Annotated in this window: 10 protein-coding genes; 5 read left to right on the top strand and 5 right to left on the bottom strand. The window is 39.4% G+C overall.

The window, feature by feature from the left end:
* Nucleotides 1-58: 58 nt before the first annotated feature.
* Both ACFSR6_RS13105 and msrA read right to left on the bottom strand, forming a co-directional pair.
* A complete protein-coding gene (locus ACFSR6_RS13105; RefSeq protein ID WP_379079613.1) occupies nucleotides 59-1,576 on the bottom strand; it encodes a malate:quinone oxidoreductase in 1,518 nt (505 codons plus the stop codon).
* A gap of 408 nt (nucleotides 1,577-1,984) precedes the next feature.
* Nucleotides 1,985-2,584, bottom strand: coding sequence for a peptide-methionine (S)-S-oxide reductase MsrA (gene msrA, locus ACFSR6_RS13100; RefSeq protein WP_379079611.1), 600 nt, complete (start codon nucleotides 2,582-2,584; stop codon nucleotides 1,985-1,987).
* 360 nt (nucleotides 2,585-2,944) lie between these two features.
* On the opposite strand from msrA, the gene ACFSR6_RS13095 reads away from it, so the two are divergent.
* Nucleotides 2,945-3,907, top strand: coding sequence for an isopenicillin N synthase family dioxygenase (locus ACFSR6_RS13095; protein WP_379079609.1), 963 nt, complete (start codon nucleotides 2,945-2,947; stop codon nucleotides 3,905-3,907).
* A gap of 149 nt (nucleotides 3,908-4,056) precedes the next feature.
* Here ACFSR6_RS13095 and ACFSR6_RS13090 read toward each other — a convergent pair whose 3' ends face one another.
* From ACFSR6_RS13090 to ACFSR6_RS13080, 3 genes are read right to left on the bottom strand one after another with little or no spacing between them, the layout of a single operon-like run.
* A complete protein-coding gene (locus ACFSR6_RS13090; protein WP_379079607.1) occupies nucleotides 4,057-4,578 on the bottom strand; it encodes a hypothetical protein in 522 nt (173 codons plus the stop codon).
* A 59-nt stretch (nucleotides 4,579-4,637) separates the two neighbouring features.
* On the bottom strand, nucleotides 4,638-6,455 hold the full coding sequence (locus ACFSR6_RS13085) for a serine hydrolase domain-containing protein (RefSeq protein ID WP_379079605.1): 1,818 nt from the start codon (nucleotides 6,453-6,455) through the stop codon (nucleotides 4,638-4,640).
* Nucleotides 6,442-8,076, bottom strand: a complete 1,635-nt coding sequence (locus ACFSR6_RS13080) for an amidohydrolase (protein ID WP_379079603.1) — start codon at nucleotides 8,074-8,076, stop codon at nucleotides 6,442-6,444. The genes ACFSR6_RS13085 and ACFSR6_RS13080 overlap by 14 nt, the downstream gene beginning before the upstream one ends.
* Nucleotides 8,077-8,439: 363 nt before the next feature.
* Here ACFSR6_RS13080 and mutL point away from each other — a divergent pair, with 363 nt between their 5' ends.
* From mutL to ACFSR6_RS13060, 4 genes are all read left to right on the top strand, one after another.
* Nucleotides 8,440-10,278: a DNA mismatch repair endonuclease MutL gene (gene mutL, locus ACFSR6_RS13075; protein WP_379079601.1), complete on the top strand. Its 1,839-nt coding sequence runs from the start codon at nucleotides 8,440-8,442 to the stop codon at nucleotides 10,276-10,278.
* A 181-nt stretch (nucleotides 10,279-10,459) separates the two neighbouring features.
* Nucleotides 10,460-11,179, top strand: a complete 720-nt coding sequence (locus tag ACFSR6_RS13070; RefSeq protein WP_379079599.1) for a rhomboid family intramembrane serine protease — start codon at nucleotides 10,460-10,462, stop codon at nucleotides 11,177-11,179.
* Complete coding sequence (locus ACFSR6_RS13065) at nucleotides 11,172-12,026, top strand: rhomboid family intramembrane serine protease (protein WP_379079597.1); 855 nt, start codon at nucleotides 11,172-11,174, stop codon at nucleotides 12,024-12,026. Before ACFSR6_RS13070 ends, ACFSR6_RS13065 begins: the two co-directional genes overlap by 8 nt.
* A complete protein-coding gene (locus ACFSR6_RS13060; protein ID WP_379079595.1) occupies nucleotides 12,026-13,138 on the top strand; it encodes an endonuclease/exonuclease/phosphatase family protein in 1,113 nt (370 codons plus the stop codon). Before ACFSR6_RS13065 ends, ACFSR6_RS13060 begins: the two co-directional genes overlap by 1 nt.
* Nucleotides 13,139-13,308 lie beyond the last annotated feature (170 nt).

Here is a 13,308-nt window from a genome sequence, read left to right as displayed (position 1 = left end):
AAACAACAAAAAAGGCCCCGATTGCCCGGGACCTTCTAAAAATTATTCTGCTTATCGCTTAAGCCAGTACTGTATTTTCTATTTTCAATACCTTCGAAGTTTCATTCCTGGTTGCTTTACAAAGTTCAGCATCCTGGGCCAGCGATTTTCCATAGGTTGGGATCATCTCTTTAATTTTAGCCTGCCATTCTTCTGTTGCCAGATCTTCTGCAAAACAACGGTTTAATAAATCGAGCATGATCGATACCGCTGTTGAAGCACCTGGAGAAGCACCCAGCAATGCGGCAATGGAACCATCGGCTGCACTTACCACCTCAGTACCAAACTCTAAAATACCACCTTGTTTTTCGTCTTTTTTAATTACCTGCACCCGCTGTCCGGCATATTCCAATTCCCAATCCTTAAGTTCGGCAGTTGGCAAATATTCTTTCAACGCTTCCAACCGGTCTTCCGGCGACTGCCTCACCTGCTCTATCAAATATTTTGTTAAATCGAGGTTATGCAATCCTGCCGAAATCATCGGACGGATATTGTTAAATTTAATTGATTTTGGCAGGTCAAGGAACGAACCGTTTTTAAGGAATTTAGTAGAAAAACCGGCATACGGACCAAACAACAAGGCTTGTTTGCCATTAATCATTCTGGTATCCAAATGCGGTACCGACATTGGCGGCGCACCAACTGCCGCCTTTCCGTATACCTTTGCATGGTGTTTTTTAATGATTTCCTCATTGGTACATTTCAGCCATTGTCCGCTTACCGGGAAACCGCCGAAACCTTTTCCTTCCGGAATATCTGATTTTTCCAGCAATGGCAAAGAACCGCCACCAGCACCTATAAATACAAATTTAGCTACACGTTTACGCTTATCGCCACTATCCAGATCTTTCACCTTTACAATCCAGTTGCCATCCTTATTTTTTTTAAGGTCGCGAATTTCATGGTTAAAGAACAAATTTACGTTGGGTTGCTGCTTCAGGTTGTTAAACATATCGCGGGTTAAAGTACCAAAATTAACATCGGTACCTAAATCCATTTTTGTTGCTGCAACTTTTTCGTTTTTCTTACGGCCATCCATAATCAGGGGGGCCCAGCTTTTTACCAGCTCAGGATCTTCTGTGTACTGCATATCGCTAAAAAGATCACATTGGGTTAAAGCATCGTAACGTTTTTTAAGATATTCTATATTCTTTTTTCCCCATACAAAACTCATGTGAGGGATATTCCGGATAAAATTACATGGATCAGAAACCAGTTCCTTATTTACTAAGTAAGACCAAAACTGCTTAGATACCTCAAAATGTTCGGCAATCTGAACTGCTTTTTTGATTTCAATGGTACCGTCTTTCTTTTCGGGTGTATAGTTTAATTCACAAAATGCGGAGTGCCCGGTTCCGGCATTATTCCATGCATCAGAACTTTCTGCTGCTGCAATATCCAAACGTTCGTAAATTTCTACACTTAAGTTGGGCTCTAATTGTTTTAATAAAACACCGAGGGTTGCACTCATGATGCCAGCCCCTATTAAAATTACATCAGCGTCAGTTTTACCAACTGTCTTTTTCTTTTTTGTCATCTTACTTTAAAGGAGTTACAAATTTAGAACGATTTTAAACATCACACGAATTTTAAGCCATTAAATCTTAAAAAAATTGCCTAAAAATTAGAAATATTTTCTTTTTACAGAAGCATTTATCAAAGTTTGGTCCAAAGTTTTAAATCAAAAATCCTAAATTTTAAAAAGACATTAAAACAACATTAGGATCAGGTTATCAATATTTCAAAAACCCTACCTAATACCTGTAATATTTTATCATTATACATTAAAATAGCTCTATTTTTTAATAGTTTTTCAATAAACCTGAAATCAAACAACACCTTTCAGTTCCGGCTATTTTTTGGCATTAGTGTTTTTTACCACAGCCTGGTAATTGAGCAAGAAAAAGCCCTACACCATTTAGGGTAGGGCTAACAAAACAAGTAGTTAATTTTTAAGCTTCGCTTTAAATATTTTTTCGAGCTTATCTATTTTCGGCTGGATGACCAACCTGCAATAAGGCTCACTTCCGTTTTTATTGAAATAATTCTGGTGGTAGTTTTCGGCCACATAAAACGGTTTGGCAGCTTCAATAGCAGTAACCACTTTTTTGCCATAAGCATTGGTTTTATTTAATTCTGCCTTATATTTTTCGGCCAGGAGTTTTTGTTCAGGTGTATGGTAAAAAACCACCGAACGGTATTGTGTACCGCTATCGGCTCCCTGGCGGTTTAAGGTTGTCGGATCATGGCTTTTCCAAAAAACCTCCAATAAATCGTCATACGAAATTACCATCGGATTATAGGTAATTTCTAAAACCTCTGCATGGCCGGTGGCGCCTGTGCACACCTCTTCGTAAGTTGGATTGGCCAAAGTACCGCCTTCATAGCCCGATTTTACAGAAACTACTCCCTTCAACCGTTGAAATATCGCTTCTGTACACCAAAAACAGCCCATTCCAAAAGTTGCTTTCTCTGTCTTTTTACCTTGTGCATGGGTCTGGTTTAATGCCAATACAGCCAATAGAATTAAAATTATTTTTTTCATTGTGTGTTATTTATTTTTATCTGTAACGAAACGACCATATTTTTTTACCCGATTGCCTGTAAAAATGCAATCATTGATAGTTTCATCTCTGCGTTTTTTAGTTATTAGTCGGGAACAAGCGCTAAACCTTACAGCCATCTTGAATAATTCGTCTCTAATTATACGCAAAAAAACAGGTAGTAGTTTGCATGAAATCAATAATGGATTTTGTGTGACAATCGCAACAAGCTGTTAATTTCGCGACCAATGTTAATAACTTAGATTGCTGACAAACAGATTTTTAAACAGACATTGCATCACTCAAATGCACTTATTAACAATTCTTTTTTTAAATTCGTATAACATTAAAAATTTAAATTTATGTCTACACCGTATATTCCTTGCCTGGATTTAGGCTCTTACATTAATGGCTCTGAAGAAGACCGCAAAAAGTTTTCTGACGAATTGGGCAGGGCTTTTAACGATTCGGGGTTTGTTACCATTACCAACCATGGTTTAAGCCAGGAATTGATCGACAAGCTTTACGACAATATTAAAGCCGCTTTTTCGCTCCCTATTGAAATTAAAAGAAAATACGAAAAGCCTGAACTGGCCGGTCAGCGTGGATATACCAGTGCAGGCAAAGAAACAGCTAAAGGTGCTAAAACACCAGATCTGAAAGAATTTTGGCAGATTGGCCAAGAAGTTACCGATGGCGATCCGGTTAAAAACGAATATCCTGACAACGAAATCCTGGAGGAACTGCCTGAGTTTAATAAAGTAACAAGCGATATCTATAAAAAACTGGAAGAAAACGGAACGCATTTACTGCGCGCCATTGCTACTTATTTAGAATTGCCTATTAACTATTTTGATAAACATGTGCACAATGGAAATTCTATTTTAAGGGGCATACATTACTTCCCGATCGAAAATCCTGAAACAATTCCTGATGACGCGGTACGTGCTGGCGCACATGAAGACATTAACCTCATTACCTTGCTCATTGGCGCAAGTGCCGATGGACTGGAAGTATTAACCCGCAGCAATGAATGGCTGCCAATTAAAGCGCACCATACCGATATTGTGGTAAATGTTGGCGATATGTTGCAACGTTTAACCAATAATAAATTAAAATCGACTACTCACCGTGTGGTAAACCCTCCGCGCGAATTGATGAAAACGTCACGTTACTCAGTGCCTTTTTTCCTACATCCACGCAGTGATATGGATTTAACCAGTTTACCATCAACCATCGATGCAGAACATCCTAAAGCTTATAGCGATATGACGGCTGGAGAATACCTGGATGAAAGACTAAGGGAAATTGGATTGAAGAAGTAGTTTGGAGTTGGGAGCTCTTAGATTGGAGTTTTCAGCGAATTGCATAAAAAAGCACTGGCTAAAACCGGTGCTTTTTTCGTTATGAATACTTAACACAATACGTAGTTAAAATAATCAGCTTTACTGATCCAACACCCGCAATGCTGTTTTTAATTCTTTAATAAACTTCTTACCACCACTTGTGGCGTTTCTCCAGCAGGTACAATAAAAATAGCATCACTTTCTATTACCTGTCCCTGATCGAAATAATATCCGGCTGTAACCGGCAATACTGCGCTGATGGTTTTTCCATCTTTATCTTTTGTAGCATAGGTAACATTAATTAAATGCGTTTTCATGCTAACCTGTAGCTTTTTTGAGGTTAACCTCGCACCTGTAGCATTGGTACAATCTAATTCTACTATTTTTGAATTGGTTATCCCAGATAAATCAAGCGAACTAGCCAGACGAATATTAAACGATTTGCCGCTGTTGTTTTTTACCGAAGCCAAAACTTTATAACGATCAAAGTTCTGGTCTTTGATGTTTATCTTTTCTTTATTCACAATGGTATAGGTTACCGCAATACCATTTACATTTACCGTTTCCCCATCTTTAATCTGCTGTGCCTTAACAATAGCTGTGGTTACACAAAAAAGCAGCATAAAGGCCAGTTTCTTAGTCCATTTCATATTGATTTGTTCTTAGGTTTATGTACTCAATTTACAAATAATAATTAGACTTATGCCTGCTATTTCTTCGATTCATCTATCGCTTTATTCACCACATCCTGTATTCTCCCCCTTATTTTCAGGTTAGAAAGTTTATCGGTAACCGTTGGGTTAACCCGGTTTGACAGGAATATATAAACTAAACCCCGCGATGGGTCTACCCAAACACAGGTTCCGGTATACCCTGTATGCCCATAAGTTTGTGGCGAAGCCAGATCAGAAGGATAATGTTTGGTGCTATCAGGATCCCAACGGTCGAAACCCAATCCCCTACGGCTTACATCCGACTGCTTTGAAGTAAACATATCAACTGTAGTGCTTTTGAAATAGGTTTCTCCGCCGTAGGTTCCCCGGTTTAACAGCATCTGGTAAATAATGGCCAGATCGTTCGCACTGGCAAATAAACCGGCATGCCCTGAAACTCCTCCGGCCAAAGCTGCTCCCTGATCGTGAACATAACCTACAAGTAAGGTTTTTCTAAAATATTTATCATCTTCAGTCGGAATTATCTGCTCGGGTTTAAACCGGTTGCGCGGCAGGAAACCTGCAGTTTGCATGCCCAGGGGTTTATAGAAATTTTCGTACGTATACTGGTTTAAAGGTTCTTCGCTAATGTGCTCTACAATATCTTTCATCACATACATGCTGATATCGCTGTACACATACCTACCGCGGGTTTTAATGGGCGAATTAAGCATTTTGGGCCACATAAAATCCTTAAAAAAGCCTTTTTTGATGTAATAGTTATCGGCCACCTTGGTTGGGAAGGCAGCTGATGAATCCCTGCTGTAATCGCCGGTTTTCACATAATCGTGAAAAGGAATATAGGGAATAAAACCAGCCTGGTGCAGCATGACCTCGCGGATCTGAATATTATTCATGGGGGTGGTACGCGCCTTCGGAATATATGCCCCGATATTGGTATCCAGTTTTAATTTTCCTTCTTCAAACAAACGCATAACCGCTGGCGTAGTTGCAGTTACTTTCGTTACGGAAGCCAGATCGAAAATATCGGTTACCTTATCAGGCACGTTGGTATCGTAGGTATGTGTGCCATAAGCTTTGTTAAAAATTACCTTACCATCTTTAGCTACCAGCACCACCAACCCGGGAGTTGCTTTCTGACTGATTGCTTCGAAAGCAATGGCATCAATTTCTTTTAAGTTGTTGGAGTTGATGCCTGCATCTTCCGGTACGGTATATTTTAAGCGGGTGGCAGTGGTAACAAAACCAGATCCCATAGTATAACGTGCAGAAAAAGTTGCAGTTAGCTTATTCACAGCAGCAATGCCCCCAAAAATATACTGCGGAACAATCGCAGCGGCATCGGCATTGTTCTGTGCGGTCCATATAATCGGCGACTGCAACAGATCAAATGATTTCAAACCAGGTCCGTTTCCGAAAAAAGAAATAATTACCTGCTTATTCTTACTGATACTGTTAATAAAATTAATGTATTTAGCTTTATTTACATTCTGATCATCAATGCTGATTAAAACGGTGTTGAAATATTTTAAATCGTCTTCCAGATCGTTCAGGTTTACACTGTCTTTATAAGAATCGGCAGAAAATGAAGTAATTTTATCATATTTATTGGCCAAACTATCAAATACATTACTGTAGGCAAAACTCAGGCTAACAGAAGCAATATTTTTCTTTTCAAGCGATTTTAGCGGAACAATAGCATCCTGGTTATTTAATAATACGGTGGTATTCGAAATGGCATTGGCAATGGAAAGTTTTTTCTCGTTCGTGGCATGCTCCTGTGCGCAGGCCATTAAACATAAAACATTAAAAAAACTCGCTGCAGCAAGGATATATAATCTATTTCGCTTCATATACTTTTTCTCCGTTCAAATAGGTTTTTAAGACTTTTGTTTTTAATACGTTCTGTGGTGTTGATTTTAAAATATCATGATCGAGGATAACAAAATCGGCTAATTTCCCTTTCTCCAAACTTCCTTTTTCTTCTTCCTCAAAATTGGCTTTGGCAGCCCAAATGGTCATTCCCCGCAAGGCTTCTTCGGGTGTTAAGGCATTTTCCATCTGAAAGCCACCTTTTGGAAAACCTTTTGCATCTTCTCTCACTGTTGCAGCATAAAACGTTAATAATGGATTAATGTTTTCTACCGGGAAATCGGTTCCTAAAGGAATCCAACCATTTTGTTTTAACAATTGTTTGTAAGCATAAGCACTTTTCAACCTTTCTGCACCTAAACGGTCGCCAGCCCAATACATATCTGAAGTAGCATGTGTAGGTTGAACAGAAGGGATAATATTGGCCTTACCGAAAAGGTCAAAATCATTAGCATTAACGACCTGTGCATGTTCAATACGCCAGCGCTGATCGTTTTTACCTTTTAAAATTTTATTATAAATATTCAGGATTACGCGGTTGGCAGAATCGCCAATGGCATGGGTACACATCTGAAAATGGTTGGCTGCTATTTTTTTTGCCACTTCTTCAAAATGTTTTTGATTGCTCAGCAAAAAACCGGTTTTATTTGGCATATCGCTGTAGGGATGAATTAAACAGGCACCACGTGATCCTAAAGCACCATCGGCATAAACTTTAAACGACCTCACATTTAAGCGGTCTGTTTTAATCGGGCCACGATTAAATAAATATTTATAATTATCAGGCTCGTCAGAAAGCATGACATACAGCCTCATTTTAAGTTTTTTCTCTTTCTGCAGTTTTTCAATAAAATCAACCGCTAAATAACTTAAACCACAGTCGTCAATGGTGGTCAACCCAGCGGCGAAGCAGTTTTTCTGCGCATCTGTAAATATTTTTTCGGCGAGTTTGGCATCTGGCGACGGCATTTTACGCTCTACCAAAGCTACAGCGTTATCGATTAAAACCCCGGTAAGTTTTCCATTTTGACTAAGCATATCACCCCCTACCAGTTTTTGCTCGCCTTTAATGCCTGCATCATCCAATGCTTTTTGGTTGGCAATGGCGGCGTGGCCGTCAATACGATTCAGGAATACCGGGCGATCAGGAAAAAGCGCCGTCAGTTTTTCGTTTGTCGGAAACGCCTTATCTGCCCAATCGTTTTGATCCCAGCCGTTACCGATCAGCCAACCATCGGGATGGGTTTTGGCGAAAGCAGTTAAACGGGCAAGCACTTCATCCCAGGATTTTGTTTCCCTTAAATCAGCTGTCTGTAAACTTTGCCCATAGCCATAAAAATGAGCATGTGCATCGATAAAACCAGGATAAACGGCTTTACCCTCTGCATTGATTTCCTCTTTGGAGGTATATTTCCCTTTTATCTCTTTACTATTACCCAGCTCCAGGATTTTTCCATTTTTTACCGCGAAAGCCTCAACCGTATCAAACTTACTATTAACAGTATAAACTTTAGCATTATAAACAATTACATCAACTTCTTCTTTTTTAGTGCAGGAAGTAAACAGCAAAGCCAGAAAAAGGCTGTAGAGAATGGATTTCATATCGATAAAGATAGAAAATTGAAAGCATTTGCCTTTGTAAATTCAACTTTACAGAAAGGATTTGTGCCCTTGGTTTTTAAATGGCACCGCTAAGAATAGCCACCCTGTACAGCAGGACTACCGGAACCGATTGACACTATGCCTTGCTTTTCAAAAAAAGAAAACAAGAAATTTAAGCATAAAGAATTAATTCTGTTTAGCCATAAATCATTCTACTCCGTCCAGAATGGCAACTGGTGTAAATAAAACCAGCAGAAGCAATTAATTCTATTTACCTACAGTCATTTATGAGTTGAGTTTTAAACAAACGGGGTTCATTAAGCTTATTTTGCATAATTTAGCGAATTCACTTTGCCTTAATACATGACTGATATTATTCACTTATTGCCTGATGCTGTTGCCAATCAGATTGCTGCCGGAGAAGTTGTTCAACGACCTGCCTCTGCGGTGAAGGAATTGCTCGAAAATTCGATAGATGCCGGCGCAGATAAAATTCAACTGGTAGTAAAAGATGCCGGTAAGGCGCTGATTCAGATCATTGATAATGGTTGTGGAATGAGTGTTACCGATGCAAGAATGTGTTTTGAGCGGCATGCCACTTCAAAAGTAAAAAAGGCCGAAGATTTATTTGCCATCCGCACCATGGGCTTCCGTGGCGAGGCCATGGCTTCTATCGCGGCAATTGCACAGGTAGAAATGAAAACGCGCAGGCACGAGGACGAAATTGGCACCTGTATTTCTATCGAAGGGGCACAGGTAATCAACCAGGAACCTGTAGCTACAGCTGCCGGAACACAGATTTCGATTAAAAACCTGTTTTTTAATACCCCTGCAAGAAGAAATTTCCTGAAAAGCAATCCTGTAGAAATGCGCCATATTTTAGACGAGTTTCAACGGGTAGCCCTGGCACATCCGGGTGTATTTTTTAGTTTGCACCACGATGGAGTAGAGATTTTTAACCTGCCAAAAGGTAATTTAAAGCAACGCATTGTGCACCTTTTTGGTAATAACTATAACGAACGCCTGGTTCCGGTTGAAGAGGAAACCACTATTATTAACCTTAAAGGTTATATCGGCAAACCTGCTTTTGCAAAAAAAACCAGGGGCGAACAGTTCTTTTTTGTAAACAACCGTTTTATTAAAGATCCTTATTTAAACCATGCCGTAAGTTCGGCCTTTGAGGAGTTATTACCTGATGATAGTTACCCCCTTTACGTGCTGTTTATTGAGATCGACCCTTCAAAAATTGATGTAAACGTTCACCCGACCAAAACGGAGATCAAATACCTGGATGAAAAATCCATTTATGCGATCCTTAAATCGGCGGTAAAACGTTCTATAGGCCGTTACAATATTGCCCCTAGCCTTGATTTTGACCAGGAAACGGGCTTTAGCAATATGATTACCCAAAAAGCGGTCGAAGATATTGTTCCGCCGAGTATCAATTTCAACCCTGATTTTAACCCTTTTGCCAGCGATAAAAGCGTTGCAAACAGTTATGCTTCATCGCCAAGAAATTATGAAGCAAAACCAAGTACAAAAAACTGGGGTTCTTTATATGAAATAACAGAGCAGCCTGTGGTAGAGCAAACCTCTATTTACGCAGACGAAACGGTTTTAGAAACCAAGCAGAAACAATACATGCAATTGCACAACAGGTATATTGTTTCGCAGATTAAGTCGGGATTGATGGTGATCGATCAACAAATGGCACATGAGCGGATCCTTTACGAGCGTTTTCTCGTACATCTTGAGGATAGAAAAGGCGCATCGCAGCAGAGTTTGTTTCCACAAACCATTACGCTTAATGCCAACGATTTCGAACTGGCCAAAAGTTTGCTGGATGATATAAAAAGTTTGGGCTTCGATGTACGCGAATTCGGGAAAAACACGTTGGTAGTAGAAGGTGTTCCGGTTGATCTGGGCAGCAGTAATATTAACGAAACACAATTATTTGAACAGTTGATTGAAGGCTTTAAAAACTCGCAGCAGGAGTTAAAATTAAGCAAACGCGATAGCCTGGCCAGAAGTCTGGCAAAAAATAGCGCCATTAAAGCCGGTACAAGCCTTGGGCAGGAAGAAATGAATACGCTGATTGATGAACTTTTTGCCTGCAAAACCCCTAACTTTAGTGTGAGTGGAAAACCGATTATACAAACCATTACTTTAGCAGAGCTGGATAAAAAGTTTGAGAAGAGTTAGGCACTTGTAGCCGGGTTTATGAGTTTTAAGTCGAGAGTCGTAAGTCCGGAGAGAGGACTGAAAGTTGGGAGTTTGGAGCTGAGAGTTTTGAGACAATTAACCCAATGAACTAATGACTAATGAACCAATGACTAATGAACCAATGAGCCAGTTTAAACATTAACCCATTTTTAAAATTTAAATGAACAACATATATATTCCACCGGTAGTAAAAAACCTGCTAATTATTAATGTTTTATTTTACGCGGCAACTTATTTATTAACCAACCTTCACCTGGATAATATTTTGGCAGTGTATTATTTTGATTCGCCAAAATTCGAAATATGGCAGCCCATAACCTATATGTTTATGCATGGCGGTATAGCTCATATCTTTTTCAATATGTTTGCATTGTATTCTTTTGGAAGCATCCTGGAATCGAGATGGGGTGCAAAAAAGTTTATCATATTTTATTTCATCACAGGCCTCGGCGCCCTGTTCCTGCAATGGGCAGTACAGGCTTTTGAAGTTCACCAGATATTAGGGACTTTTACGGCCGGCGATAAATTAGATTTAAACAACTTATACAATGCCACAGAATCTTCACCTACCCAGATAAAAACATTATTTAGCATCTATTTTGGCGGTATGGTTGGGGCTTCGGGTGCTATTTTTGGCTTATTGGTTGCCTTTGGCATGCTTTATCCCAATGCCGAATTACTCATTATGTTTATCCCGGTTCCGGTAAAAGCAAAGTATATTATACCCATTTATATTTTAGTAGAGTTATCTTTGGGTGTTGCGCAGTTTGAAGGCGATTCTGTTGCACATTATGCTCACCTGGGCGGTGCTTTAATTGGCTTTATACTCGTTAAATTATGGAAAGATAAAAACGATACATTTTATACACTCTATGAATAATACTTTCAAAGATTTAAAATACAAGGTTTTTCAATCTGGCAACCCAATATTCTTTTACATTGGCATAAACGTGCTCTTGTTTCTGATTATCGCAGTTACTGGGATATTTACCTGGTTAAGTGGTAAAGGCAATTTGATCGATCCGTTGGTTAGCGAGTATGTAGGTTTGCCCGTAAACATTTCCAGATTACCGGAACGCTTTTATACCGTATTCACTTACATGTTTATTCATGATGGGATTCTTCATATCTTGTTTAATATGCTCGGATTGTTCTGGTTCGGAAACATATTCATGAATTTCTTAAAAAGCAGGCAGTTCCATTTTGTGTACCTGACCGGAGGCATATTTGGTGGTTTATTTGCAGTTGCGGTGTTAAACCTGTTCCCGGTTTATGCCTCAGGTTTAACAGGTGTTACCATTGTGGGCGCTTCGGCAGCGGTAATGGCCATCATTTTTGCTGCAGCAACATTGGTACCCAATTACACCATTGTGCTCTTTATTTTTGGTGAGGTTAAAATAAAATGGATTGCCATTGTATATTTTATTCTTGATTTTCCAGCCATCGGTTCGGTAAATGCAGGTGGCAGTTTAGCACATATAGGCGGTGCCCTGGTGGGTTTTGTTTTTATTAAACGCCTGCAAAGCGGAAGCGACTGGAGCAAGCTTTTTGAGCGCAAACCAAAACTAAAAGTGGTACGCAACGAAAAACCGGTTAAAAAGCCAGCCTTTAAAGGTGGGGTTTCGCAACAGGAAATTGATGCCATCTTAGATAAAATATCTACTTCGGGATATGATAAATTAACCGCGGCAGAAAAAGAAAAACTGTTTAAGGCAAGTAAAGATTAATGGCAAAAAAAAAGAAGAAGTACAGTTTTTTGGATAAACTCCTCCTGCCCATGGCAGTTGCACTGGCTATAGCCTTGCTTTTGGGAGTGCTTGCCGGAAACATGGATCCACGTAAACATGCATTAATTGCATTTTTTGGCCTGGCCTACCCCTTCGTACTCTTCGGTAATATTATTTTCCTGATCTGGTGGTTTTTAAGCAAAAAATGGATTTTCGCAATCGCTACTATTTTGGTTATTGTTATTGGAGGTAAAACGTTAAAGGCAACTTTTGCCATCGGTGGTGATGAAGGCCCGGTTGAAAAAGCCGATAACAGCATCAGGATGATGACCTACAATGTACATAGTTTTAAACTTTACGGCGAAGACAATACCGAATCGGTAAAGGAAAAAATGCTGCAGGTAGTAAAAGAACAAAACCCTGACATTATCTGTTTTCAGGAGTTTTTTACACGTTACAAAGGTGCATTCGACACGGTAGACAGCTTAAAAGTATTGTTAAACACCAAATATTATTATTTCGTACCCACCAATAAAAACGATTACGAAGCCACTGGTTTGGCTATATTTTCTAAATTTCCCATTAAAAACACAGGTAAAATCCCATTTGTTACCGGCTATCCCGGTAACATGAGCATTTATGCCGATTTAAACATCAAAGGGAAAACCCTGCGGATATACAATGTGCATTTCCAGTCTATTTCTTTCGAAAAACAGGATTATGAATACCTGGATAAGGTAAAAGAAATGAATACGGAGCTAAAACCATCCAAACGAATCTTAAGCATGCTAAAAAATGCTTTTCTGAAACGCAGCGGTCAGGTTGATATTATGAAAAAAGAAATGGCCTCCTGTACCACACCATATCTTATTGCCGGCGATTTTAACGATACACCGGCATCATACGTGGTTACTCAGATTACTGCCGGGTTGAATAACAGTTTCATAAAAAAGGGAAATGGCTTCGGCAAAACCTATAACGGCAAATTTCCGAATTTCCAGATCGATTATATCGCCACATCAAAAGAGCTGGAAGTATTGAACTACAAAATTACACGTGCAAAATTATCCGATCACTTTCCGGTGCGAAGTGATTTAAGGTTTGTTCCCTAGAATTTAATAACGGTTTACAGTACCTGAGGACATGAACCATAGCAATGGGAATAACCAATGGTTTCTTGTGGTAAACGGTTTTTATATTTGGAGCGCAAAGTCTGTAATACCCACTAAATTCCCTCCCGTTTTTACGCTTTTACGCTTCGCTGCCTCATGCCTCGTTGCTG

It is taken from the genome of Pedobacter vanadiisoli (assembly GCF_042684385.1).
GTDB lineage: Bacteria > Bacteroidota > Bacteroidia > Sphingobacteriales > Sphingobacteriaceae > Pedobacter > Pedobacter vanadiisoli.
The sequence above is the reverse complement of the archived record's forward strand: the minus strand, read 5'-3'. Positions and strand labels throughout refer to the sequence as shown.

What these genes read in the sequence shown, in the direction of transcription:
- ACFSR6_RS13095 (WP_379079609.1), top strand. Translation starts at nt 2,945, where the DNA reads ATGTCTACACCGTATATTCCTTGCCTGGATTTAGGCTCTTACATTAAT.
- ACFSR6_RS13085 (WP_379079605.1), bottom strand. Translation starts at nt 6,455, where the DNA reads ATGAAGCGAAATAGATTATATATCCTTGCTGCAGCGAGTTTTTTTAAT.
- mutL (WP_379079601.1), top strand. Translation starts at nt 8,440, where the DNA reads ATGACTGATATTATTCACTTATTGCCTGATGCTGTTGCCAATCAGATT.
- msrA (WP_379079611.1), bottom strand. Translation starts at nt 2,584, where the DNA reads ATGAAAAAAATAATTTTAATTCTATTGGCTGTATTGGCATTAAACCAG.
- ACFSR6_RS13090 (WP_379079607.1), bottom strand. Translation starts at nt 4,578, where the DNA reads ATGAAATGGACTAAGAAACTGGCCTTTATGCTGCTTTTTTGTGTAACC.
- ACFSR6_RS13070 (WP_379079599.1), top strand. Translation starts at nt 10,460, where the DNA reads ATGAACAACATATATATTCCACCGGTAGTAAAAAACCTGCTAATTATT.
- ACFSR6_RS13105 (WP_379079613.1), bottom strand. Translation starts at nt 1,576, where the DNA reads ATGACAAAAAAGAAAAAGACAGTTGGTAAAACTGACGCTGATGTAATT.
- ACFSR6_RS13080 (WP_379079603.1), bottom strand. Translation starts at nt 8,076, where the DNA reads ATGAAATCCATTCTCTACAGCCTTTTTCTGGCTTTGCTGTTTACTTCC.
- ACFSR6_RS13060 (WP_379079595.1), top strand. Translation starts at nt 12,026, where the DNA reads ATGGCAAAAAAAAAGAAGAAGTACAGTTTTTTGGATAAACTCCTCCTG.
- ACFSR6_RS13065 (WP_379079597.1), top strand. Translation starts at nt 11,172, where the DNA reads ATGAATAATACTTTCAAAGATTTAAAATACAAGGTTTTTCAATCTGGC.